General features: G+C 62.3%; 22 protein-coding genes. 5 read left to right on the top strand and 17 right to left on the bottom strand.

From position 1 onward, the window contains the following. Positions 1-37: 37 nt before the first annotated feature. Positions 38-346: a late competence development ComFB family protein gene (locus tag AC26AR_RS05365; RefSeq protein WP_488107682.1), complete on the top strand. Its 309-nt coding sequence runs from the start codon at positions 38-40 to the stop codon at positions 344-346. A gap of 155 nt (positions 347-501) precedes the next feature. On the opposite strand, the gene AC26AR_RS05360 is transcribed toward AC26AR_RS05365, so the two are convergent. From AC26AR_RS05360 to AC26AR_RS05350, 3 genes are all read right to left on the bottom strand, one after another. Continuing rightward, positions 502-1266, bottom strand: coding sequence for an amino acid ABC transporter ATP-binding protein (locus AC26AR_RS05360; RefSeq protein ID WP_077372546.1), 765 nt, complete (start codon positions 1264-1266; stop codon positions 502-504). Next, positions 1263-1937, bottom strand: coding sequence for an amino acid ABC transporter permease (locus AC26AR_RS05355; protein WP_077372544.1), 675 nt, complete (start codon positions 1935-1937; stop codon positions 1263-1265). Before AC26AR_RS05355 ends, AC26AR_RS05360 begins: the two co-directional genes overlap by 4 nt. Positions 1938-2166: 229 nt before the next feature. Next, positions 2167-2901, bottom strand: coding sequence for an amino acid ABC transporter substrate-binding protein (locus AC26AR_RS05350; protein ID WP_103751385.1), 735 nt, complete (start codon positions 2899-2901; stop codon positions 2167-2169). A gap of 764 nt (positions 2902-3665) precedes the next feature. Between AC26AR_RS05350 and AC26AR_RS05345 the strand changes: the two genes are divergently transcribed. The 4 genes from AC26AR_RS05345 (at position 3666) to AC26AR_RS05330 (ending at position 7548) form a co-directional block, all read left to right on the top strand. Next, positions 3666-4784 (top strand): DUF3549 family protein, encoded by a 1119-nt coding sequence (locus AC26AR_RS05345; RefSeq protein WP_289863089.1) that lies wholly within the window; start codon positions 3666-3668, stop codon positions 4782-4784. A gap of 524 nt (positions 4785-5308) precedes the next feature. Further along, positions 5309-5818 (top strand): ATP-dependent zinc protease family protein, encoded by a 510-nt coding sequence (locus AC26AR_RS05340; RefSeq protein WP_488107681.1) that lies wholly within the window; start codon positions 5309-5311, stop codon positions 5816-5818. 151 nt (positions 5819-5969) lie between these two features. Beyond that, complete coding sequence (gene rimK, locus AC26AR_RS05335; protein WP_077372532.1) at positions 5970-6878, top strand: 30S ribosomal protein S6--L-glutamate ligase; 909 nt, start codon at positions 5970-5972, stop codon at positions 6876-6878. Positions 6879-7089: 211 nt separating this feature from the next. Continuing rightward, a complete protein-coding gene (locus tag AC26AR_RS05330; RefSeq protein ID WP_488107680.1) occupies positions 7090-7548 on the top strand; it encodes a hypothetical protein in 459 nt (152 codons plus the stop codon). Between the two features lie 111 nt (positions 7549-7659). Here the strand turns inward: AC26AR_RS05330 and AC26AR_RS05325 are convergent, their stop codons facing one another. The 14 genes from AC26AR_RS05325 to hfq form a co-directional block, all read right to left on the bottom strand. Then, a complete protein-coding gene (locus tag AC26AR_RS05325) occupies positions 7660-8346 on the bottom strand; it encodes a SanA/YdcF family protein (protein ID WP_084209048.1) in 687 nt (228 codons plus the stop codon). A gap of 159 nt (positions 8347-8505) precedes the next feature. Then, a complete protein-coding gene (locus AC26AR_RS05320; protein WP_136938173.1) occupies positions 8506-9111 on the bottom strand; it encodes a YceI family protein in 606 nt (201 codons plus the stop codon). Positions 9112-9277: 166 nt separating this feature from the next. Beyond that, on the bottom strand, positions 9278-9853 hold the full coding sequence (gene sufT, locus AC26AR_RS05315) for a putative Fe-S cluster assembly protein SufT (protein ID WP_077372522.1): 576 nt from the start codon (positions 9851-9853) through the stop codon (positions 9278-9280). Positions 9854-10018: 165 nt separating this feature from the next. Continuing rightward, entirely contained in the window at positions 10019-11263 is a 1245-nt protein-coding gene (locus AC26AR_RS05310; RefSeq protein ID WP_077372519.1) for a cysteine desulfurase, read from the bottom strand. After that, complete coding sequence (gene sufD, locus AC26AR_RS05305) at positions 11260-12672, bottom strand: Fe-S cluster assembly protein SufD (RefSeq protein WP_488107679.1); 1413 nt, start codon at positions 12670-12672, stop codon at positions 11260-11262. The genes AC26AR_RS05310 and sufD overlap by 4 nt, the downstream gene beginning before the upstream one ends. After that, a complete protein-coding gene (gene sufC / locus AC26AR_RS05300; protein WP_077372513.1) occupies positions 12672-13421 on the bottom strand; it encodes a Fe-S cluster assembly ATPase SufC in 750 nt (249 codons plus the stop codon). The genes sufD and sufC overlap by 1 nt, the downstream gene beginning before the upstream one ends. A 75-nt stretch (positions 13422-13496) precedes the next feature. Continuing rightward, complete coding sequence (gene sufB, locus AC26AR_RS05295) at positions 13497-14939, bottom strand: Fe-S cluster assembly protein SufB (protein WP_077372510.1); 1443 nt, start codon at positions 14937-14939, stop codon at positions 13497-13499. Between the two features lie 125 nt (positions 14940-15064). Beyond that, positions 15065-15595, bottom strand: coding sequence for an SUF system Fe-S cluster assembly regulator (locus AC26AR_RS05290; protein WP_084209053.1), 531 nt, complete (start codon positions 15593-15595; stop codon positions 15065-15067). A 325-nt stretch (positions 15596-15920) separates the two neighbouring features. After that, positions 15921-17216: an adenylosuccinate synthase gene (locus AC26AR_RS05285; RefSeq protein ID WP_077372504.1), complete on the bottom strand. Its 1296-nt coding sequence runs from the start codon at positions 17214-17216 to the stop codon at positions 15921-15923. 134 nt (positions 17217-17350) lie between these two features. Continuing rightward, entirely contained in the window at positions 17351-18535 is a 1185-nt protein-coding gene (locus AC26AR_RS05280) for an ATP phosphoribosyltransferase regulatory subunit (RefSeq protein ID WP_488107678.1), read from the bottom strand. Positions 18536-18935: 400 nt separating this feature from the next. Next, the gene (hflC, locus tag AC26AR_RS05275) at positions 18936-19817 is read right to left on the bottom strand and encodes a protease modulator HflC (protein WP_488107677.1); all 882 of its coding nucleotides are present in this window, start codon (positions 19815-19817) and stop codon (positions 18936-18938) included. Further along, entirely contained in the window at positions 19814-21046 is a 1233-nt protein-coding gene (gene hflK / locus AC26AR_RS05270; RefSeq protein ID WP_077372495.1) for an FtsH protease activity modulator HflK, read from the bottom strand. The genes hflC and hflK overlap by 4 nt, the downstream gene beginning before the upstream one ends. 287 nt (positions 21047-21333) lie before the next feature. After that, on the bottom strand, positions 21334-22704 hold the full coding sequence (gene hflX, locus AC26AR_RS05265; protein ID WP_065392482.1) for a ribosome rescue GTPase HflX: 1371 nt from the start codon (positions 22702-22704) through the stop codon (positions 21334-21336). Positions 22705-22719: 15 nt separating this feature from the next. Further along, positions 22720-22968, bottom strand: a complete 249-nt coding sequence (gene hfq, locus AC26AR_RS05260) for an RNA chaperone Hfq (RefSeq protein WP_065392483.1) — start codon at positions 22966-22968, stop codon at positions 22720-22722. Positions 22969-23004 lie beyond the last annotated feature (36 nt).

Raw genomic sequence — 23004 nt, 5'->3', positions numbered from 1 at the left:
AATGACCGCCTTCGTCACGTCACAAGGGAGACTCATCATGCACGGACAGCACGCAACGTCTTGCTCGACCCAGGGGAGCCCACAGTCGATGGGCGTCCACAATTACATGGAGCAGCTGGTGTTCGATGGCATACGCCTGCATGCCACGGCCAGCGGCATGGATGGCGACAGCCGCGAGGATGTCGCCTGCATCGCGCTCAATCAGCTGGCACCGCGCTACATCCGCCATGATGTGGACATGGCCTTCTACATGACCCCTGCCGAACAGGAGCTGCTGGAAGAGCGTGTGGCGCTGGCTCTCGATGATGCGGTGGCCAGGGTGCACAGCATGCCGCGACGCAGCTAGTCGCCGCCCTCTTCTGCCCCGGGCGCATCCCCGCGATGCGCCCGGGCAATCACGATGCTCGCCATCAATCACGACGGGCCTCACCAACCACGACGGCCCACCTGCGCAGGCAGGTGGGCCGTCGTGATGAGGGTTGCCCTTGAGATGGCAGCCGCTCAGATACCTGCCGCTCCCTGCGGCGGGACTTCATCGAGCACCTTGCGCAGGAAGGCGCGGGTGCGGTCATCCTTCGGCGCGCTGAACAGCTGACTCGGTGGCCCCTGCTCGACGATACGCCCGCCTTCCATGAAGATGACGCGGTCAGCGACTTCCCGCGCAAACTGCATCTCGTGAGTGACCACGATCATGGTCTGACGCTCCACCGCCAGCTGCTTCATCAGCTCCAGCACTTCGTCGACCCATTCCGGGTCGAGCGCCGAGGTCGGCTCATCGAACAGGATGACCTCGGCCTGGGCCGCCATGGCACGCCCGATGCCGATGCGCTGCTGCTGTCCACCGGAAAGCGCCGCCGGGAAGGCATCCGCCTTCTCACTCATGCCGATGCGCTCGAGAATCTCGCGGGCGCGTTGATGCGCCTTGGCCTTGGGCCAGCCATTGACGACGATCAGGCCCTCGGCAATGTTCTCAAGCGCCGTCTTGTTGGCGAACAGCGCATAGTTCTGGAACACGAAGGCGCTGTTGCGACGCAGGGCAAGAATGTCATGGCGACTGGCCCGTGTGGCCGCGACCTTGTGCTCGCCGATCTGGATTTCCCCGTCATCGGGTTGTTCCAGGAAGTTGATGCAACGCAGCAAGGTGGACTTGCCGGTACCCGACGGGCCGATGACGACGATGATCTCGCCCTGCTTCACTTCCAGCGTGATGCCATCGAGTACGGCCTGCCCGCCGAATTTCTTGATCAGATTTCTGACTGCAATCATCGCTGATAGGCCTTGTTGAGACGTTTCTCCATCCAGCGCTGCACGAAGGACAGCCCTTCCACCATCACCCAGTAGACGATGGCCACCATGATGAAGGATTCAAAGTACAGGAAGCTGCTGGCCGCTTCCTTCTGGGTCGCGCCCATCAGTTCGGTCACCCCCAGCGTGAAGGCCAGCGACGTGGACTTGATCATGTCCACGAAGTAGTTCATCAGCGTGGGAGCCGCCACACGGGCTGCCTGTGGCAGCACGATGCGACGCATCAACTGGACATTGGTCATGCCGATGGACAGCGCCGCCTCGGTCTGGCTGCGATCGACGCCGACGATGGCCGCACGGATCGACTCGGCCATGTAGGCAGAGAAGTGCAGCGTCAGGCCCAGAATCGTCGCGGTCACGCCATCGATCTGGGTGAGGAACGACATCACCTGCGGCAGGCCGTAGTAGAACAGGAACAGCTGCACCAGCAGCGGCGTACCGCGGAAGAAGGAGATGAACACCACGGTCAGCGCATTGAGCACCGGCACCTTCAGCACCCGCACTACCGCCAACAGCGAGGCCAGTACCAGCGCGGCCACCATGCCGATACAGGCCATCTTGAGTGTCAGTGGCAGGTATTTGAGCATGACCGGCAGCAGGCCAAGCATGTAATCGATATTGAGAGTATCCATTCGTTATCCGGACAGGCTGAGGGCTTGGCTGAGAGTCTCACGGAAGACGCCCATCGACGTGATGACGGCAATATCCCGGCGACACGTGGAGCATCATCACGGCAACGGGGTGACGGTTGTGCCGTCACCCCGTTTGCTCACGACATCGATTGACGCGCCTGCACATGACACCGTCATGCGTCAGGCTCGTCCACGGGTGCCCCCTGTATCAGGGCGCGCCCGTCAATGTTCAAGGCGTGGTGATGTCATTGCCGAACCACTTGTTGGAAATCTCGGCCAGACGACCATTTTCCTTGAGCTCGGTCAGCGCGGCATCCACCGCGTCACGCTTGGCTTCGCCTTCGGCATCCTTGCGGAACGGCAGCGCGTTCTCGAGACGTGAGAACGGCGTGCCTGCCAGCTCCAGCGGCAACGGTGTCTTCTGGATCACCTGGCTTGCGCTGACGCGGTCCATCACGAAGGCATCGACACGGCCCAGGGCGGTGTCCTGCTCGATGTTGGATTCATAGGTCTTGATATCGATCTGGTCGGCGTACGGCAGCTCCTTCATCAGCGCTTCGTAGTTGGACCCCAGATTGACCGCCACGCTGTGCCCCTTGAGGGACTCGACGCCGGTGATCTCGTCATTGCCACGACGCTTGACCACTTGCGCCCCGTCATAGACGTACGGCTGGGTGAAGGCAAACTTGGCCTTGCGCGCATCGGTGATGGTGATCTGGTTGGCCACGGTATCGATACGACCCGCTTCCAGTGCACCGATCAGACCGGAGAAGCTCATGGTGACGAATTCGACATCGTCGCCGGTGATCTCGCCCACGGCATTCAGGACATCCACCTCAAAGCCCTGCAGCTTGTCCTGCTTGACGAAGGTGAACGGGAAGTAGCCTCCGGACATGCCGACCTTCAGGGTGTCGGCGTGAGCGGCCAGGCTGCCCATGGCAGCAGCCCCCAATGCCGCCGCCATCACGGTGCCCTTGAGAGCAGTGGCAGAGAAGACGGCAGCAAGTGAACGTGAATGGCGCATCGGAAATCCTCGATGGTGGCAGACTTATGCGGGCAAGGCATGTGTCGAAGTGCAGACGTCATCCACCGTCCCACACGCAGCGAGCACATGACAGCAACGAATCAGGCATAAGCGACAGCATTTATATGTGATTTAGTTTTATAGAATAACGAGCCTGTCGCGCATTCCCAAACATTTCCTCCACTTTGGTAAGAACGAAAAGGAATAACGCTACATGCGCGAGCAATGGTGAGATTCTAGCATGCCTGCCCCTGCTGACCAGCCATGCGCCGAGGCGTCCCGGCGGGCGCAACGACCGCTGACACTCGGATTGAGTGTGCCCTCTCAAGAGCACGTCACCGGGTAGCGGCTAACGATGACAGGCTGAGGTCATCAGGATGACAGTTATTCACGTCTTCCGTGGACGATACTGTGGATAACCTTGTGCTTCCTCGCTGCAAGCCGCGCCAGACCTGGGCAGGAGAAAATTGATCAAATTTTCATCAGCGAGTCACCAGGACGTCTCCCAAAAGCCCCATAGCCGGCAATCCTTCTGCAATCAAGGTGTTGCGACAATGCGCGATAGCCTTCGCGGGTGGCATGCAAAGAGGCGAATCGCTAAAGTCTCAGCCATTCTTGGCGTATCCTTGCCGATATCACGCCCAATCTCAGGTCGTCCCGGACGCGTACTGCGTCCGGGGAGCCCAACCGCAGCGGTGAGCCTCATGACTCCACTCTCCTCCCTGAGCAACTTCTTCCAGCGCACCGGTGCTGACGTGCACCTTTATCATCTGGGGCGCATCCTGTCCCCCTTGAGCCTTGAAGAGCTGGAAGCCTTCGAGACCCAGCAACAGCCGTGGTCGCAACCTTTCAAGGGACAGGCCCGACTGGCGTGCGTCTTCCGACCCGCTGGCATCGACGATCCGCTGGTATGGTTTCTGGCCCTGCCGCTGGATGAAGAAGGCCGGCTTTCTCCGCCACAACGAGATGCATTCCTCGAACGCCTGCTGACCACACTCGGCCAGACGGCACTGAGCGTCGGTCGTTCTGACCTGTTGCAGGCCGAGGCAGGCAAGATCGACAACCTCATGCAGGACAATCCCCTGGCCTTCACTCCAGATGATAGCCTGCGCGCCATGCTGCATGCCCGCGCCAGCATCGACTGTGATCGCCCTGCCAGTCAGTACTACGAACAGGCGGAACGCTATCTCGCCGCGCAACTGCCCCTTGATGACTGGCCCAGCGTTGGCCTGCAGGGCATCGCCGATGGACTGACGCGTCGCGGTGAGTTCACCAATGAACTTGCCGAGGCGATGATCGAACGGATCGGCTATCTTCCCGACACGCCGCTGCGCGCGCTCGCCCTGTGCCTGGAGCAGGCTCCCCCGGCCCATCCGCAGCTGGCCAGTCCGCTGACGGACAGTCTGGAGGCGGAGCTGCTCGACAGTCTGATTCGCCGCGGTCAGACGGCACGGGAGCTGGGAGACCTGGAAACCCTGTGCGCCTGCCTGCGTGCAGCGGCTGCCAGCCCCCTGCCAGCGGCCGCCGAATGGCTGGATACGCTATTGGCGGACGAGAGCGCCGCCAGCGTGGATGTGCTGGTCGCGATCGCCGCACGCGGTTATGCCCATCTGGAAGATGCCGAGCGCCTGCCGACCTTCCTCGTGCGACTGGCCAACTGCCCGCAGGCCAGCTTCCAGGCTCTCGCCCGTGATCTGGCGCTGATTCCGCGTCTGCGTCTGCCGGTACTGATGACGCTGCGCAACGCCGAACCCGACAGCGCCCTGGGGCTCGCCCTGGCGTCGCTCACCGGCCGGACGGTGGCGCCGACGCAACGCCACTGAAGCCTCTGAGCCTCTGAATTACTGAGCCACTGAGCCAGCCCTGCCATCAGGACCCGCCGCCCTCGCCGGTCCTGATGGCCAATCCCCTGCCGGCCCGTCCTGGCCAATCTCTCCTCTCGGCTCGTGCCCGGCACTGCGCCACGTACCTCGTTCGGCCCCAGGCCCAGCCCAATGCCTAGCTCTAGGCCCAGCACCTTGCCCGGTGGTCGCCAGCGCAAGCGACAGGTGAGCATCACAGTCCTTGAGATCATGCGCATAACCCACGACACTTGGGAGAGGCCTGATCATCGTGCGCGAGAACTGCCCGGTGAAAGCGCTCTGCAAGGCGCCAGGCACGGGAGCGGCGCTGCTCGCAGCCAAAGATATGCCAACAAGGATTGCTGCTGATACGGTAAGTGACTATGCTGCGCGCCCGTCTGGTCGCAATCCCGCTGTCTGCCACGCGCCATTGCGATCACCACGGTGCCTTTCATGCCGTGACCCGACCTCCAGGCCAGGTCATGCCCTCTGATTCAGGATGAAACATGCCGCATTCCAAGTCCCCTGCTCGTCATCATGCTCACAAGGCACCGCCTCTGGATCTCAGATCCCTGAACCACGATCTGCTCGGCTTTCGGCCGCGAGCCGTCGTCGGACGGCGTGAACTGATCGAGCTGCCGGAGCTGCATCTGCACCTCAACGCCAAGATCGACACTGGCGCGCACTCGAGCGCACTGCACGCAGAGAACATCGAGGTCTTCGAGAAGGATGAAGACCTGTGGGTACGCTTCATCACGCGCAGTGGCGGCAGTGATTCTCCGCCCCATGATGTCGAGACACGGGTCCACGACCGGCGTCGGGTCAGGTCTTCCAACGGTCAGGCACAGTGGCGCTACGTGATTCGCTCCCGCATGCAGCTCGCCGGGCTCGACTACGACATCGACATGACACTGGTCGATCGCTCCCAGATGCGCCACCCCATCCTGCTGGGGCGCCGTGCACTGCGTCGCCTGCTGGTGGCACCGGGTGCCGCCTATCTGCATGGCGAGCCCTGACGACCTTCATATTGCGCAAGACTCGCCCCCGGCATGACTCGAACGGGCACGCCGCCTTCGCGGCGCTCGCGCAAGACGCCTCCTGACGCACCTCTTTCATCCTTTCGCCACCTTCTCATTCCTGACGGCCCTTTCGGCTCTGGAGGATTTCATGCATATCGGTATCCTGTCGCGCAATTCCCGCCTCTACTCCACTCGCCGCCTGATCGAGGCAGCCGAAGCCCGCGGGCATACCGCACGCGTTGTGGACACTCTGCGCTGCTACATGAACATCGCCTCGCACCGCCCCTCCATCCATTACAAGGGCGCCGAGATCGAGCATTTCGACGCCGTGGTGCCGCGCATCGGCGCCTCCGTCACCTTCTATGGCTGTGCGGTACTGCGCCAGTTCGAGATGATGGGTACCTACGTGGTCAACGACTCCGTGGCCATCGCGCGCTCGCGTGACAAGCTGCGCTCGCTGCAGCTGCTGTCGCGCAAGGGACTGGGCCTGCCGGTCACCGGCTTCGCTCACTCCCCCGATGACATCCCCGACCTGATCACCATGGTCAAGGGCGCGCCGCTGGTCATCAAGCTGCTGGAAGGCACCCAGGGCATCGGCGTGGTGCTCGCCGAGACCAATCAGGCCGCCGAGAGCGTGATCCAGGCCTTCATGGGCATGAAAGCCAACATCATGGTGCAGGAATACATCAAGGAAGCGCGCGGCGCCGACATCCGCTGCCTGGTGGTGGGTGACAAGGTGGTGGCGTCCATGAAACGTCAGGCGGCTGATGGCGAGTTCCGCTCCAACCTGCATCGTGGCGGCACCGCGAGCGAGATTCGCATCACGCCGGAAGAGCGCTCCACCGCCATCCGCGCCGCCAAGGCCATGGGCCTGGCCGTCGCCGGTGTCGACCTGCTGCGCGCCAACCATGGTCCGGTGATCATGGAAGTGAACTCCTCACCGGGTCTGCAGGGCATTGAAACAGCAACCGGCAAGGACATCGCGGGGATGATCATCGACCACATCGCCAAGTCCGCCGCACCCGCCAGAAAGATCCCGCCCAAGCCCAAGGGGTGAAATGCCGCCGGCTTGCCAGAGCATTCTGGGAGACATGACGCTGATCACGGACAGCCGTGACACTGTCGGACGTCACGATAACGTCATCGAACTGTCGTAAAATGAGTGGATTGACGCTACGGGAAGAAATATCAGGACTTTCTGCACATCAGGGGTAGAAAAACACTGTTTTCACCCGCACAATCTCTCCTGACGGAGGAGGTGACCGCCCATGTTTCTCGACAATCGCCAGGTGGCGATGGATAGCGTCCAGGAAGCCCTGGCAGACAGTCTTGATTATTTCGAGGACAACGCCGAACGGCTGCGTCCCGGGCTGCTGAAGGCCTTTGAACCCTTCTATGCCCGGCGCGTGGAGCTCAAGCAGGCGCTGGAAGTCGAGACGCGCAAGCATCTGAGCCTGATGCCGCGAGACGCTGATGTCGAGCGTGATGACTACATGTGGCTGTGGAGTCGCCTGAAGAGCATCCTCAGCAACGACAATCAGGTTCTGATCAACGAACTGCTCGAACAGGAGCGCGTGCTGATGCAGGCCTGCTCGACGGCCTTCACGCATCCTCTCCCGGACAGCATGGAGAAGGTGCTGGAAGCGTGCTTCCACAACTGCCGCCAATTGATTCGCGAGCTCTATCGTCACCAGACCGGCATCGCGGCACGCCGCCGCGCCGGCTGACCTCGGGCCCGCTCAGCGGAAAAAGCCTCGAGCAGACACGAAAAGCCCCCGCTTCCTATCGGAAGACGGGGGCTTTTCGTGTTGGCCGGCCGGTACGCTGAGCCGCTGTCGTCAACTGCCTGACACGGCCGGTACGGCGGGCAATACCGGTGTCGGCAGTCGCTCCGCCGGCCCCAGGAAACGCGGCTTGCGGCCCCACAGGTAAAGATCCCCCACCGTAGCGGCACGCGCCAGCCATTCGCGCAGCATCAGCCGCAGCCCCGCAGGCCGACGCTCGGAAACCGCCGGACAGCCGACGGCATCCAACCCCAGCACGTCAGCGATGAACAGTGCCCGTGGCAGATGCCAGGGCTGAGTGACCAGCACCGCCTGATCGACACCGAAGACCTTGTGCGCACGCACCAGCGTATCGAAGGTCGAGAATCCGGCGTAATCCAGCGTCATGAACTGCTGTGGCACATTGCGATCACGCAAGTCACGCCACATGGTCATCGGCTCATTGTAATAACGCGTACGATTGTCCCCTGACAGCAGCAGGTTGCTCACTCGATGCAGCCGGTAGAGCTGGGCTGCGGTGTCGAGACGAGCCTGATAGTGCGGGTTGCGTCCTCCGCCCACCAGGCCATGGGAGGTCCCGAAGACGATTCCCACTTCACGGCTTTCGCAGGTCAGCGGGGAAGACGCGATGCGATCACGGGTCGACATCACGACCCAGAGATTGAGCCCGACCACTATCATCAGGCTCACGACCAACAGGCCAATCATGGCCATCACGGCCCGCTTGATCACTCGTCGCATCTGCTCCCCGCACCCATCCTTGCCTGTCACTACCGAATATCGCCATTCACTGCATCATGCAAGCATGAGCGCCCAGCCTACCCAAGCCATGCACACGACACCAGCGAGATGACGCCTGCAGGCTCGAAGGCCACGGGGTCAGGGCAGACGCCTGTCGGCTCACTCTTCCTGCGTCATGATCGCCTTGACGCTGACCGGCACCTGGGTCGCGATGTTGCCCAGTCCCGCCAGGTCACGCAGGGTACGGATGCCATCCACCAGCGAGAACTGGCTGGCATCGACCATCACCGGCGCGTCCGTCTGCACCAGCCAGCGCTCCCCCTGCAGACGTGTCACCTGCAGGCTCACCGGCAGGGTCTGGGTGCTGTCATGCAGCGTCAGCTGCCCTTCCAGGCTGACATGCTGGGTATCGCCCGGCTCCATGACCTTGAGCGTCGGCATGTCCAGTGACGCGGTCAGCACGGCCAAGGGATAGTCACCGGCCTCAAAGAGTTTCTCGCTGACACGCTGATCACGGATCTCGATACCGGTATCCGCGGAGTCCAGGTCGATCTCGACCGACAACTGGCCCGCATCATTGACGCGAGCACGCCAGGAATCGAAGGCGTGCTGCTCGACGGTGCTGGCACCGTCCTTGCTCATCTTGGTGGACTGGAAATTCAGTTGCGAGGCATCGCTGTCCAGTGTCCATGACGCCTGTGCACTGACGGCAGTACTCATGATCAGGCTGGCGGTCAGGACACGTAAGGCTGTCGGGTAGCGCATTGGGATATTCCTTGCTGGCAGAGAATCACGATCTTCGACGCCACATGACGCAACGACGGCGCCATGGTGCAGTCCTTGGCACGGCTTGGAAAGCGATTGGCGCGAGAGGTTCCGTCAAGACGGCCGTGCCGCCCGTTGCGCGATTGCGCCCGAGCGACACGCAGCGTCAGAACATGCCAAGTTCAAGGCGCGCCTCTTCACTCATCATCTCCCGCGACCAGGGGGGCGAGAACACGATCTCGACGTGAACCTTGGAGACATCCTCCGCGCCCAGGATCTTGCGCTTGGCATCCTCGGCGATCACGTTGCCCATGCCGCAGCCCGGTGCCGTCAACGTCATCTTCAGATTGACCATCTTCTCGCCGCTGATCAGGGTGTCGATACGACAGCCATAGACCAGCCCGAGCTCGACGATGTCCACCGGGATCTCGGGGTCGAAACAGGTGCGCAGCTGCGCCCAGACGAAGGCCTCTATCTCGGCGTCGCTCTGCCCGGCCGGCAGATGCGGGCGCGGCACGGCGTCCAGCCCCAGTGCATCGAGGCTGAAGCTCTCGATCAGGTACATGCGGCCCTCGTACGCCACGCTGACGGTGCCGCCCTTGGCCTGCATGACTTCGACCACCGAGTCCTCATGCAGGGTCACCGACTTGCCGAAGGGTACCGAGATACCTTCCACGTCACGCTGCAACGGCATCTTCTGGCCCTTGCCGAGGCTGGCCAGCTGGTCTTCAGTGTGGCTCATGCCCTCTCCTTGCCGAACCGCATGACAGGCATGCGGATCAAGAATACTGTGGGTTCACTCAGGATGTGCGGGTCACAACATCCCCTGGCAAGCGCCGATAGCAATGAGGCTCGCCATGCGCGAGCCTCATTGATCAGCGCCCGTCAGGGCCACCGCAGGGGATGCTCAGCGCACCATGGTCAGCACGCGCTGCAGAGCCTCGACGAACAGGTCGATCTCCTCCGGCGTGTTGTAGGCCGCGAAGGAGGCGCGACAGGTGGCATCGACACCGAAACGTCGCAGCACCGGCTGAGCGCAGTGATGACCGGTCCGGATGGCGACCCCCAGCTGATCGATCAGCAGACCGATGTCCTGGGCGTGGGCACCGTCGACCACAAAGGAGATCGCGCCGGCCTTGTCGGGCGAGTTGCCGATGATGCGCAGCCCGTCCACTTCGCGCATGCGCTCGGTGGCATGGCGCATCAGCTGCTGCTCCCAGCGCGTGATCAGCGCCATGTGGGTGCAGTCCAACCAGTCGATGGCCTTGCCCAGCCCGATGACCTCGGCGATGGGCGGCGTGCCAGCCTCGAACTTGTGCGGCAGATCCGCGAACAGGGTGCCGTTCTCGAACGAGACCGTGCGAATCATCTCGCCGCCGCCCTGCCACGGTGGCATGGCATCGAGCAGCGCTTCCTTGCCGTAGAGCACGCCGATGCCGGTCGGGCCATACATCTTGTGGCCCGAGAAGACATAGAAGTCGGCGTCGATCTCGCGTACATCGACCTGCTGATGCGGCACCGCCTGGGCGCCATCGACCAGAATCAGCGCGTCGTGAGCATGCGCCAACCTGGCCATCTCGGCCACCGGGTTGATGCTGCCCAGGGCGTTGGAGACCTGATTGACGCAGACCAGGCGCGTCTTCTCGCCCAGCAGGTCACGGTAGGCCGCCATGTCGAGCACGCCATCGTCGTCACACGGAATCACCTTGATGACGATATCCAGGCGTTCCGCCAGCATCTGCCAGGGCACGATGTTGGCGTGATGCTCCATTACCGAGATCAGCACTTCATCACCGGCATTCAGCCAGTTGGCCCCCCAGCTGTTGGCGACCAGGTTGATCGCCTCGGTGGTGCCGCGCGTGAAGATGACTTCACGCGTCAGGCGCGCATTGATGAAGGCACGTACCTTCTCGCGCGTCCCTTCGTAAGCGGCCGTCGCCTCGTCCGCCAGGCTGTGCAGGCCACGGTGGATATTGGCATTGGTGTTGCGGTAATAATCGCTCATCGCGTCGATGACGGCAGTCGGCGTCTGGCTGGTGGCGGCGCTGTCGAGATAGATCAGCGGCACGTCACCATGCACGCGACGCTCGAGGATCGGGAAATCCTCGCGGACCCGCACGACATCGAGCATCAGATTGTCGAGTGCGCTCATGCGAAGTCCTCATCACGCGCCACTGCCACGGCCCCGCCGCCCAGCTCGACACTCAGATCCACCAGCTCATCGAGGTGGAAGCGTGACGGCAGGCGACCCGCGACGCTGCGCTCGATACGCTCGGCGATGGCGTCGATGCCCAGACCGGACATGACCTCATTGGCGAAGGCCAGGGTCAGCAGGCCGCGTGCCGTCTGCTCATCGATGCCACGCGCACGCAGTGCGAAGACAGCCGTCTCGTCGAGCTGGCCGGTCGTGGTGCCGTGGGAGCACTTGACATCGTCGGCATAGATCTCGAGTTCCGGCTTGGTATTGATCTCGGCGCGGTCCGACAGCAGCAAGTTGGCGTTGTTCTGATGCGCCTCGATCTTCTGACTGTCACGCTTGACCAGCACGCGGCCATTGAAGACGCCACGTGCGCGGTCGGCCAGGATGCCCTTGTAGTTCTCATCCGAGAAGGTCAGAGCCTCGTTGTGATTGACCAGCGAGTGGGTATCCACGTGCTGACGATCACGACCGAAGAACAGGCCATCGAGGCGTGCATGGGCGTTGTTGCCGTTCAGGTCGCAGACGATATCGTTGCGCACCAGACCACCACCGGTGTTCAGGTTGATGGAGCGATACTGGCTGTCACGCGGCTGCTCGACCTGCAGCGAGGCGATATGCGTCTCGCCGGTGGCGGCCTCACCCAGCTTGTAGTGATTGAGCACGGCGCCGCGCTCCAGCATCACTTCGCTGACCATGTTGGTGAAGTTGGTCGCGCCGGTCTCGCCGATGTGATGCTCGATCACGCTGGCTTCGGCACGGCTGCCCAGCTGCACCAACAGGCGCGGATGGCTCATGGTCACGGGCTCGCCTTCGACGGCGGCGCGCGACAGGAACAGCGCATAGACCGGCTTGTCGAGCACCGTCCGAGGGCCGACCTGAATCACCGCACCCTCTTCGGTGAAGGCAGAGTTCAGCGCCACAAAGGGCGTGAAGTCGATACCGGTCAGGCGATTCAGCGAGCCGCCGATCACTTCCGGCTGATCGATGATGGCCTGAGACAGCGGCACGACACGCACGGTGTCCGGCAGGCCCGCGACATCGGAGAGCTCGGCGTTGTAAAGACCATCGACGAACACCAGGCGGTAAGCATCGACGGCGAGCGCCAGCTCGTCCTTCACCGCCGCCGAGAGATGGGCATCGTCGGCGAGACGGTATTGCTGGCGACCCAGCGCCTGGGTGTCGGTGTACTTCCAGGCCTCGACCTTGCGAGTCGGCAGACCCAGCGCTTCAAAGCGGGCGATGCCGGCCTGACGGCGCGCCGCCATCCAGCTCGGGTCAGCCGCGAAGCGAGCCTTGCGCGCGGCGAATTCGCTGGCGAAGGCTTCGCTGCCGGGGACGGACGCGGTAGCAAGTGCTGTCATTACGCGGTTTCCTCCTGCAGCCAGTCATAGCCCTGGGCTTCGAGTTCGAGGGCCAGCGACTTGTCACCGGACTTGACGATGCGGCCATCCATCAGCACGTGGATGTGGTCCGGCACGATGTGCTCGAGCAGACGCTGGTAGTGCGTGACCATCAGTACGGCGCGGTTCTCGTTGCGCAGGGAATTGACGCCCTTGGCGACGATCTTCAACGCATCGATGTCGAGACCGGAGTCGATCTCGTCGAGCATGGCGAGCTTCGGTTCCAGCACCAGCATCTGCAGGATCTCGTTGCGCTTCTTCTCGCCACCGGAGAAGCCCTCGTTCACCGCACGCTGCAGGAAGCTGGCATCCATCTGCATGAAGGCAAGCTTCTCGCGGATCAGCTTCATGAATTCCGGGGCCGGAATCTCGCCCAGGCCTTCGGCTTCACGCTTGGCGTTCAGCGCCGCCTTGAGCAGGTAGACATTCTTGACCCCCGGGATCTCCACCGGGTACTGGAAGCCCAGCAGCAGGCCGGCACGCGCGCGCTCCTCGACTTCCATCTCCAGCACGTCCTCGCCTTCATAGGTGATGGTGCCCGAGGTCACTTCATAACCGTCCTTGCCGGCGATCACGGAGGACAGCGTGGACTTGCCCGCACCGTTCGGCCCCATGATGGCGTGGACTTCACCCTTGTTGATGGTCAGGTCGAGCCCCTTGAGGATTTCCTTGCCTTCCACCGAGACGTGCAGATCTTTGACTACGAGCATGATGATACCTTTGGCTGACAGGCCGCCCGCAAGCGGCCCTCAAGAATGGGGATGAATGCGAAACAGGCTGTGGCGTTAGCCGACGGCGCCTTCGAGGGTGACGTTGAGCAGCGCCTCGGCCTCGACGGCGAACTCCATCGGCAGCTCCTGGAAGACGTCCTTGCAGAAACCGTTGACGATCATGTTGACCGCATCTTCCTCGCTGATGCCGCGCTGACGGCAGTAGAACAGCTGATCCTCGCCGATCTTGGACGTCGTCGCCTCGTGCTCGACGGTAGCGGTGGCGTTGCCGATCTCCTGATACGGGAAGGTGTGCGCACCACAGCGATCGCCGATCAACAGCGAGTCACACTGGGTGAAATTGCGCGCGCCCTTGGCCCGTGGACCGATCTTGACCAGGCCACGATAGGACTGCTCGGAGTTGCCGGCCGAGATGCCCTTGGAGACGATGGTGGACTTGGTGCCCTCACCGATGTGGATCATCTTGGTACCGGTGTCCGCCTGCTGGCGACCATTGGTGACGGCGACGGAGTAGAACTCCCCGACACTGTCCTTGCCACGCAGGATGCATGACGGGTACTTCCAGGTGATCGCGGAGCCGGTCTCGACCTGGGTCCAGGACACCTTGGAACGATCACCGCGGCAATCGGCGCGCTTGGTGACGAAATTGTAGATGCCACCCTTGCCGTCTTCATCGCCCGGATACCAGTTCTGGACGGTGGAGTACTTGATGTAGGCATCTTCCAGCGCGACCAGCTCGACCACGGCGGCGTGCAGCTGGTTCTCATCACGCTGCGGTGCGGTGCAGCCTTCCAGATACGAGACCTGAGCCTGCTTCTCGCAGATGATCAGGGTGCGCTCGAACTGGCCGGTGTTGGCGGCGTTGATGCGGAAGTAGGTGGAAAGCTCCATCGGGCAGGTCACGCCTTCCGGCACGAACACGAAGGAGCCATCGGTGAAGACGGCCGCGTTCAGCGCGGTGAAGTAGTTGTCTGCCTTGGGCACGACGGTCCCCAGATACTGCTTGATCAGCTCCGGGTAGTCCTGGATGGCTTCCGAGATGGAGCAGAAGATCACGCCCGCCTCGGACAGTTCCTTCTTGAAGGTAGTGGTCACCGATACGGAGTCGAATACCGCATCCACCGCCACGCCAGCCAGCGCGGCACGCTCGTGCAGCGGGATGCCCAGCTTCTCGTAGGTCTCCAGCAGCTTGGGGTCCACCTCATCCAGACTCTGCGGACGATCTTCCGGCTTCTTCGGGGCGCTAAAATAGGAAATCGCCTGGTAGTCGATCTCGGGGTAATCCAGGTGTGCCCAGGACGGCGCCTTCATCTTCAGCCACTGATGATAGGCATCCAGACGCCACTCCAGCATCCACTCCGGCTCACCCTTCTTGGCCGAGATGAAGCGAATCACGCTCTCATCCAGTCCCGGCGGAATGGTGTCGCTCTCGATGTCGGTCACGAAGCCCTGCTTGTACTCTCGCTGTACAAGCTGCTCCATCTCCTGGCTCGCCATGCTGGTCTCCTCTCCCGGAGAAGCTCCGGGTCTGTTCAGATTCCTGATCACCCCGCCTCAACTGCGGCGAAGCTCGAATATTCGAATGTTTCTGAAGCCTGGCCCGCTACCGTGGGGCTGAGCATTCAGCGCCCGGACATGCCGTTGACGACGCTTCCTGCACTGCTGTCCTTGTCAGGGGCTCCCCCGTCAGCCTCTTCATCGCTGTAGAGACTGACGGCCTGAATGGGCAACTGGATCGGCATCCGCAGCGGTGCGGTGGATGCCAGATGTGCCAGCGTCACGCTGCCCAGCAGTTCACCGATGGCGCGTGAGACTCTCTGCCAGTTGTCGGCCACGCCACAGGTGTTGACCAACTCGCAATCGCCATCGGCGTGGCTGCATTCCGTGACGGCCACTGGACCTTCGATGGCGCTGATGATGTCACTGGCCGTGATGTCACTGGCGGGTCGCGCCAGACGGTAGCCCCCCTGCGCCCCACGACGTGACTCCAGCAATCCGGCGCGTACCAGCGCCTTCAGGGTCTTGCTGACGGTGGGGTGCGGCAACTGAACGCTTTCCGCGAGATCGATCGCTGCATGGGCCGACTCCGGCTCGCGAGCGATGCGCGCCATCACCACGGCGGCATAATCGGTCATTCTGGAAAGCTTCAGCATCTTGCCTCCACTGCGGGGTTATCAATTGGGGACCATTTTAGTCCTGTATCAGAACGATGTGAAGCCAAGCACCCAGCGAAAACGCCAAATTGCGGCCTGGGCAACCAGTTTGCCGACAAGATAGCCGCCGATCACAACAAAAATAACAATCATTCCCATTTAAATTTCCTACTGACCACCCCACCCTGCCACTCTCAAGACTGTACAAGCCCTTCTGCTGCCAGCCTTGGAACGCAAGACACCCCGCCGGGAAATCCCGACGGGGTGTCTTGGTCTTGCATCATCTCGACATCACGCGCCGCTCAGGAGAGCGACGTGGTCATGATCAGTCGTGGAACGGATTGCGCAGCACGATGGTCTCGTTGCGATCCGGGCCGGTGGAGATGATGTCGATCGGCACGCCGACCTGCTCTTCCAGGAAGCTGATGTAGGCACGGGCATTGGCCGGCAGCTTCTCGACTTCACGCACGCCGATGGTGGAGTCGCTCCAGCCCGGCAGGTCCTGGTAGAGCGGCTCGATGGCTTCATAGCCTTCGGAATCCACCGGGTTGTCCAGCACGTCGCCATCCTTGCTGCGATAGCCGATGCAGACCCGGATGTTCTCGAGACCATCCAGCACGTCCAGCTTGGTCAGGCAGATGCCGCTGACCGAGTTGATCTGCACGGCGTGACGCAGGGCGACGGCATCGAACCAGCCACAACGACGCGCACGACCGGTGGTGGCACCGAATTCGTGGCCACGCTCGGCCAGGTGACGGCCGAACTCATCGAACAGCTCGGTCGGGAACGGGCCGGAACCGACACGGGTGGTGTAGGCCTTGGTGATGCCCAGCACGTAGTCGAGATACAGCGGGCCGACACCGGAACCGGTGGCGGTGCCGCCGGCAGTGGTGTTGGAGCTGGTGACGTACGGGTAGGTACCGTGGTCGATGTCGAGCAGTGAGCCCTGAGCACCCTCGAAGAGGATGTTCTCGTTGGCCTTGCGCACGGAGTGGACCAGATCCACGGTGTCGCAGACCATCGGACGCAGCTCTTCGGCCATTTCCATGGCTTCGTCCAGCACCTGCTGGAAGTCGACCGGCGCTTCGCCGTGATAGTGCTGCAGCACGAAGTTGTGGTAATCCAGCACTTCGCCCAGCTTGGAGGCGAAACGCTCACGGTGGAGCATGTCACCCAGACGCAGACCACGACGCGCGACCTTGTCTTCGTAGGCCGGCCCGATGCCACGACCCGTGGTGCCGATCTTGGCGACACCACGCGCCTTCTCGCGCGCCTGATCCAGGCGCACGTGATAGGACAGGATCAGCGGGCAAGCCGGCGACAGACGCAGACGGTCACGTACCGGCACGTCGTTGGCTTCCAGCTCGCGGATCTCCTTGATCAGCGCTTCCGGAGACAGCACGACGCCGTTGCCGATGACGCAGGTCTTGCCCGGGTGCAGGATACCGGACGGGATCAGGTGAAGAACGGTCTTCTTGCCATCCAGCACCAGTGTATGGCCGGCGTTGTGGCCACCCTGGAAGCGCACGACGGCGCTGGCGGATTCGGTCAGCAGGTCAACGACCTTGCCCTTGCCTTCATCACCCCATTGGGTGCCGAGCACGACTACATTCTTGCCCATGATTCCTAGTCTCTTTCGGTGAATAACCGTCGGTGAAAACCCACTCACAAGTGCAGCCACCTCAAGGGCAGCTGCACCTCGGGACCTGGTGGCCCCTGCTGTTCTGCTGGCTGGCACACATGGCCGTCAGCGGATCACGACTGCAGCGTCACGACCTGCCAGGTGCCATCGATCTGGACAAGCTCGCGGTTGCAACGGTGCGCATCGGCTCCGGTGGTCTGGCCCGGTAGCGCGGCGATGACACGCTCGCCGTCGGCGCGCAGTTGATCGACACACTCGCGCAGCGCGCTGTCATTGAGCGCCGGTGCCCAGATGCCATCGCAGGCCGGAGGCTGCACGGCGAGCGACGCCAGCTGCTTCAGGTCCATCGAGAAGCCGGTGGCCGGACGCGCACGTCCGAAGGCACGCCCAGTATCGTCGTAGCGCCCGCCCTTGGCCAGCGCCTGACCATAGCCCGGCACATAGGCCGCGAACACCATGCCGGTGTGATATTCATAGCCGCGCAGTTCGGCGAGATCGAAGTACAACGTGACCTGCGGATGACGCTCACGCACGACCTGACTGAGGGCGGCAAGCTGATCCAGTGCGCCGGCGACGGCAGCGGGCGCGCCGGCAAAGGCGGTCCGGGCCTGGGCAAGAATCTCTTCATCCCCGTGCAGGTGCGGCAGGGTCTTGAGCATGCCCGCCACCACCTTGTCACCCACCACCCGATCGATCAATGCATCGAGAGCGGAATACTGCTTGCGCTCGATGGCGGCGAACAGCTCGCGCTCATGCTCGTGGCTCATGCCGGCTTCGGCGATCAAGGCACGATAGATGCCGATGTGCCCCAGCGCCAGGTGCAGCTCGCCAGCACCGGCCTGCTCGAGGCTGGTCAGTGCCAGGTGCAGGATCTCGTGGTCGGCCTCAAGGCCAGCATGACCGAACAGCTCGGCACCGACCTGCACCGGGCTGCGTCCGCCCTGATGCTTGTCCGCCTTGGTACGCAGCACGTTGGCGCAGTAGCACAGACGCACCGGCCCTTCACGATGCAGGGAGTGGGCATCCATGCGTGCCACCTGCGGGGTGACATCGGCACTGGCTCCCATCATGCGCCCGGTCATCTGATCCGTCAGCTTGAAGGTCTGAAGGTCAAGCTCGGTACCGGTGCCGGTCAGCAGGGAATCAAGGAATTCGACGGGAGGCGGCAGCACCAGGTCATAGCCGAAGCGATGATAGAGGTCGAGCAGCGCGCGGCGCAGCGCCTCCATACGGGTTGCCTGAGGCGGCAGTACCTCATCCATGCCATCCGGGAGGAGCCAGCGATCTGCGATGGTCATTGCGCTATCCTGCGAGAAATTTTTGACAAGGAGTGGCGCGTATCGCGCGTGCCGTCAGTGCAGAGACATGCCGCTGCAACTCAGTGACGAAACACCCGCGCAACACGCTGGACACTCGACGGCAACGCCCTTGAAACACGGCGTGAGATAGGCTCGAGCCGCGCCTTGAGGCGGCTTCGCGAGCAAGGACTGCCACGCTGACAGCGCCTGTCCGGGGCCCATCGGGACTTCGTGGGAACGTCGTCGATAGAGGAAAAACGGCCACAAAAAAACCGGGCGGTGCCCGGTTGCAGGAGTCTAGCATGAATCCTTTCGGGATGAACCCCACACGAGACTTCGTGCGGGGTTCATCCGCGGCATCGTCATCTGTTCGCCTGATGACGATGCGGACGGTCAGCCGTTACTGAGAGCCGCCCTGCGAATCCTTGAAGAAGCGGAAGAATTCGCTATCCGGCTGGATGACCATCATGTTGCCATCACCCTTGAAGCTGTCGCGATAGGCCTGCAGCGAGCGATAGAAGCGGAAGAACTCCAGATCCGCCCCGTAGGCCGAAGCGTAGATGGCGGCCGCTGATGCGTCCCCCTCACCACGCAGGGTCTGCGCCTGCTCTTCAGCCTGTGCAAGCAATACCGAACGACGGCGGTCCGCATTGGCCTGGATCTTCTCGGCCTGCTCCTGACCCTGGGCACGATATTCACGTGCCTCACGCTGACGCTCGGTCTTCATGCGCTCATAGACCGCCTGAGAGACTTCGTCCGGCAGGTCGATGCGCTTGACGCGGATATCGAGAATCGACACCCCCAGTTCCTTGCGCATCACCGTGTCGAGCTCTTCGGTGGGCTTCTTCATCAGCGCATCACGCTGTTCGGAGATGATCTGCACCAGCTCGAGCTTGCCGAACTCGTTACGCAGACTCTCGTCGACACGCGGCGCGATCAGACGCTCTGCCATCTGCTCATCACCGGACGTCGCCTCGTAGTAGCGCTTCGGGTCGATGATCTTCCACTTGACGAAGGAGTCGACGATGACCGCCTTCTTCTCGCGGGTCAGATAACGGCTCGCCTGGGCATCCAGTGTCAACACGCGCGTATCGAAGGTACGAATCGTGTTGTAGACCGGCAACTTGAAATGCAGGCCCGGCTGGATGTTGTCTTCCACCACCTCACCAAACTTGAGCTTGATGGCGCGCTGGGTCTCATCGATCGTGTAGAGGCTGTTGCTGGCGAACCAGGCAACGACGGCCAGACCCGCCACGGCCATCAGTGAGCGATTGTTGATCATTGACGACCCTCCCGACGAATGCTGTTGCTGCTGTCATTGCTGCTCTGGCTGCTGCGGCCGAGAGCGTCGCTCGCCTGTCGGGACACGCGATCCAACTCACTGCGACTCATGCCACTGGCATCCTCGGACGTGGCATTGGACTTGCCAGCCAGCTTGTCCAACGGCAGGTACATGAGGGAGTTGCCGTTCTCGACATCCACCAGCACCTTGTTGGTCTTGCCGAGCACTTCCCCCATGGTCTCGAGGTACATGCGCTCGCGGATGATCTCCGGTGCCTTCTGGTACTCGGTCAGCAGGGAAGTGAAGCGATTGGCCTCACCCTGGGACTTGGCCACCACCGACTCCTTGTACCCTTCGGCTTCCTCGATGATGCGCTGCGCCTGACCTTGAGCCGCCGGGAGAATCGAGTTCTCGTAGGCCAATGCCTGGTTGATCGTGCGCTGACGATCCTCACGAGCCTTGATGACGTCATCGAAGGAATCCTGGACCGCTGCCGGCGCCGACGTGGACTCGACGTTGATGGTCTGCAATGTCAGACCCACGCCATAGTTGTCCAGGTAGGACTGCAGACGCGACTTGACGTTGCTGGCCAGCAGCTCACGCCCGGAGGTCAGGATGTCGTTCATGTCGGCGCTGCCGACTTCATGACGCAATGCAGAGTCCATGGCGTTCTCGAGGCTGACCTCGGGAGCACGCACATTGAGCAGGAAGTCACGCGGGTTGGATACCTGATACTGGACGGACATCTGCACTTCGACGATGTTCTCGTCCTGCGTCAGCATCGACTTGGTCTGGGAGAGCGAGCGCACCTTGGTGACGTTGATCTCGCGAACGTCATCGATGATCGGCGGATTCCAGTGCAGACCCGGGCCGACGATGTCGTTGTACTTGCCGAAGCGAAGCACCACGCCACGTTCGGACTGATCGACCAGATAGAAACCGGAAGCCGCCCAGATGGCGACCAGCACCACCCCGATGATGCCCGGCAGGGCAAAGGCATTGGTGCTGCCACCACTGCCGCCGTTGCCGCCCCCGCTGCCGCCACGACGCTTGCGGCCGTTGCCCAGCATGCCGTTGAGCTTGTCCTGGAACTTCTTCAGCGCTTCGTCGAGGTCGGGCGGTCCACCGTTGCCACCGCCGTTGCCTCCACCCCCTTTCTTGTCCCCGTTGCGGCCACCGCCACTCCAGGGGTCATGCTGGTTGCCGCCACCCGGCTCATTCCAAGCCATACGTCGTCTCCACTCAGTCGATGTTCCGCTCGTCATTATGATGACGCCGCCCATGCCGGCTTTCGTTGCCGGGAATCGTCCCCGGCAATTGATGACCGGTTCTTTGCTATGACACGGCGGCGCGCCCCTTGCGGGAGAAGGCCATGGCCCTGCCTGACAACCATCCTCTGCCAGGCGGCATCCGACAATCCCTTCACGTCGAATGCCTGTTGCTCGCTGCACGTCACTATCCGTGCAAGGGCATCTGCAGGTACCTGATGCAGATGCCAGATGACGCAATCACTGCGTCAGGACTTGTGCGTCACCGAGAGGCGATGCTTCTCGGCGCGCTCGGCAGACAGCTCACGCTGCCAGGCCTCACGATCGTCATGCTCGCCCCCGAGGTAGGCCTCGGGAGATTCCCCAAGATGCGACAACAGCTGGAGAAAGTCGCGCTTCTCGAGACGAATGTCCATCAACGCATTGCCCTGCTCGTCATACGCTTCACTCTTGACGGCATCCAGCTCATGCAGACCGGCACGCAGGCGTGACTTCTCCGGCCCCAGCGTCAGACGGGTCGAGATGACATTGTCTGACAGCAGCTCGGAGAAGGCCTGCATCAGCAGATCCAGCCCCTTGCCGTCACGCGCCGACAACCATACGACCAGCGGACGCCCGAAGCCGTCGCGCTCGATGCGCGGCGCCATGTCGAGGCGATCGACCTTGTTCATGACCAGCAGGCGTGGCACGTCACCGGCCTCAATCTCGTTGAGCACCTCGTTGACCTGCTCGGTATTGCGATCATTTTCCGGGTCAGCCGCATCGATGACGTGCACCAACAGGTCCGCCTCGGCGGCTTCCTGCAGGGTGGCCTGGAACGCTTCCACCAGCTTGTGCGGCAGGTGCCGAATGAAGCCGACGGTATCCGCAAGCACCGCAGGGCCCACGTCTTCCAGCTCCAGACGGCGCAGCGTCGGGTCGAGCGTGGCGAACAGCTGATCCGCCGCATAGACCTCAGAGGTGGTCAGCGCATTGAACAGCGTCGACTTGCCGGCGTTGGTATAGCCGACCAGTGACAGGCTGGGGATCTCGGCACGTGCCCGAGCACGGCGGTTCTGATCGCGCTGCTTGTGCACCTTCTCGAGCCGCTTGTGGATCGACTTGATCCGGGCACGCAGCAGACGACGGTCGGTCTCGAGCTGGGTTTCCCCCGGGCCACGCAGACCGATACCGCCCTTCTGACGCTCAAGGTGGGTCCAGCCACGCACCAGGCGGGTGGACATGTACTCGAGCTGAGCGAGCTCCACCTGCAGCTTGCCCTCGTGGGTACGCGCGCGCTGGGCAAAGATGTCGAGGATCAGACCGGTGCGGTCGATCACGCGACACTGGAGCGAACCTTCAAGGTTGCGCTGCTGGGAAGGGCTCAATGAATGGTTGAAGATCACAAGCTCGGCTTGGTGCTCGGCCAGGGCCTCACGCACTTCCTCAAGCTTGCCTTCTCCGATGAACGTACGGGAGTCAGGGCGGGGCCGGCTACCCTCGATGAGGGTGGCCGGCACGGCGCCTGCCGAACGTACGAGTTCGAGGAGCTCACCGGCATCCTCGCGTTCTTTTTCGTCCCGGAAATTGACATGGACCAGGACGGCCGTTTCACCGGCTTCGGGTCGTTCGAAGAACAATCAGCGCCTCGGATTTCAGCTTTCTGTGGAGGGCACGGTCGCATCCTGGGCCGGCAGGCGCACATTGCGCGAGGGCACCACGGTTGAGATAGCGTGCTTGTAAACCATCTGGGAGACGGTATTGCGCAGCAGGATGACGAATTGATCGAAGGATTCGATCTGGCCCTGCAGCTTGATGCCGTTGACCAGGAAGATCGAGACCGGAATACGTTCCTTGCGCAGGATGTTCAGGTACGGGTCCTGGAGTGATTGACCTTTGGACATGTGACTCTCCGTAAAAAATGTCTCGTTCGAGGCAAG

The organism is Cobetia sp. PS-4MA (assembly GCF_057670765.1).
The sequence above is the reverse complement of the archived record's forward strand: the minus strand, read 5'-3'. Positions and strand labels throughout refer to the sequence as shown.

What these genes read in the sequence shown, in the direction of transcription:
- AC26AR_RS05365 (WP_488107682.1), top strand. Translation starts at nt 38, where the DNA reads ATGCACGGACAGCACGCAACGTCTTGCTCGACCCAGGGGAGCCCACAG.
- AC26AR_RS05360 (WP_077372546.1), bottom strand. Translation starts at nt 1,266, where the DNA reads ATGATTGCAGTCAGAAATCTGATCAAGAAATTCGGCGGGCAGGCCGTA.
- AC26AR_RS05355 (WP_077372544.1), bottom strand. Translation starts at nt 1,937, where the DNA reads ATGGATACTCTCAATATCGATTACATGCTTGGCCTGCTGCCGGTCATG.
- AC26AR_RS05350 (WP_103751385.1), bottom strand. Translation starts at nt 2,901, where the DNA reads ATGGCGGCGGCATTGGGGGCTGCTGCCATGGGCAGCCTGGCCGCTCAC.
- AC26AR_RS05345 (WP_289863089.1), top strand. Translation starts at nt 3,666, where the DNA reads ATGACTCCACTCTCCTCCCTGAGCAACTTCTTCCAGCGCACCGGTGCT.
- AC26AR_RS05340 (WP_488107681.1), top strand. Translation starts at nt 5,309, where the DNA reads ATGCCGCATTCCAAGTCCCCTGCTCGTCATCATGCTCACAAGGCACCG.
- rimK (WP_077372532.1), top strand. Translation starts at nt 5,970, where the DNA reads ATGCATATCGGTATCCTGTCGCGCAATTCCCGCCTCTACTCCACTCGC.
- AC26AR_RS05330 (WP_488107680.1), top strand. Translation starts at nt 7,090, where the DNA reads ATGTTTCTCGACAATCGCCAGGTGGCGATGGATAGCGTCCAGGAAGCC.
- AC26AR_RS05325 (WP_084209048.1), bottom strand. Translation starts at nt 8,346, where the DNA reads ATGCGACGAGTGATCAAGCGGGCCGTGATGGCCATGATTGGCCTGTTG.
- AC26AR_RS05320 (WP_136938173.1), bottom strand. Translation starts at nt 9,111, where the DNA reads ATGCGCTACCCGACAGCCTTACGTGTCCTGACCGCCAGCCTGATCATG.
- sufT (WP_077372522.1), bottom strand. Translation starts at nt 9,853, where the DNA reads ATGAGCCACACTGAAGACCAGCTGGCCAGCCTCGGCAAGGGCCAGAAG.
- AC26AR_RS05310 (WP_077372519.1), bottom strand. Translation starts at nt 11,263, where the DNA reads ATGAGCGCACTCGACAATCTGATGCTCGATGTCGTGCGGGTCCGCGAG.
- sufD (WP_488107679.1), bottom strand. Translation starts at nt 12,672, where the DNA reads ATGACAGCACTTGCTACCGCGTCCGTCCCCGGCAGCGAAGCCTTCGCC.
- sufC (WP_077372513.1), bottom strand. Translation starts at nt 13,421, where the DNA reads ATGCTCGTAGTCAAAGATCTGCACGTCTCGGTGGAAGGCAAGGAAATC.
- sufB (WP_077372510.1), bottom strand. Translation starts at nt 14,939, where the DNA reads ATGGCGAGCCAGGAGATGGAGCAGCTTGTACAGCGAGAGTACAAGCAG.
- AC26AR_RS05290 (WP_084209053.1), bottom strand. Translation starts at nt 15,595, where the DNA reads ATGCTGAAGCTTTCCAGAATGACCGATTATGCCGCCGTGGTGATGGCG.
- AC26AR_RS05285 (WP_077372504.1), bottom strand. Translation starts at nt 17,216, where the DNA reads ATGGGCAAGAATGTAGTCGTGCTCGGCACCCAATGGGGTGATGAAGGC.
- AC26AR_RS05280 (WP_488107678.1), bottom strand. Translation starts at nt 18,535, where the DNA reads ATGACCATCGCAGATCGCTGGCTCCTCCCGGATGGCATGGATGAGGTA.
- hflC (WP_488107677.1), bottom strand. Translation starts at nt 19,817, where the DNA reads ATGATCAACAATCGCTCACTGATGGCCGTGGCGGGTCTGGCCGTCGTT.
- hflK (WP_077372495.1), bottom strand. Translation starts at nt 21,046, where the DNA reads ATGGCTTGGAATGAGCCGGGTGGCGGCAACCAGCATGACCCCTGGAGT.
- hfq (WP_065392483.1), bottom strand. Translation starts at nt 22,968, where the DNA reads ATGTCCAAAGGTCAATCACTCCAGGACCCGTACCTGAACATCCTGCGC.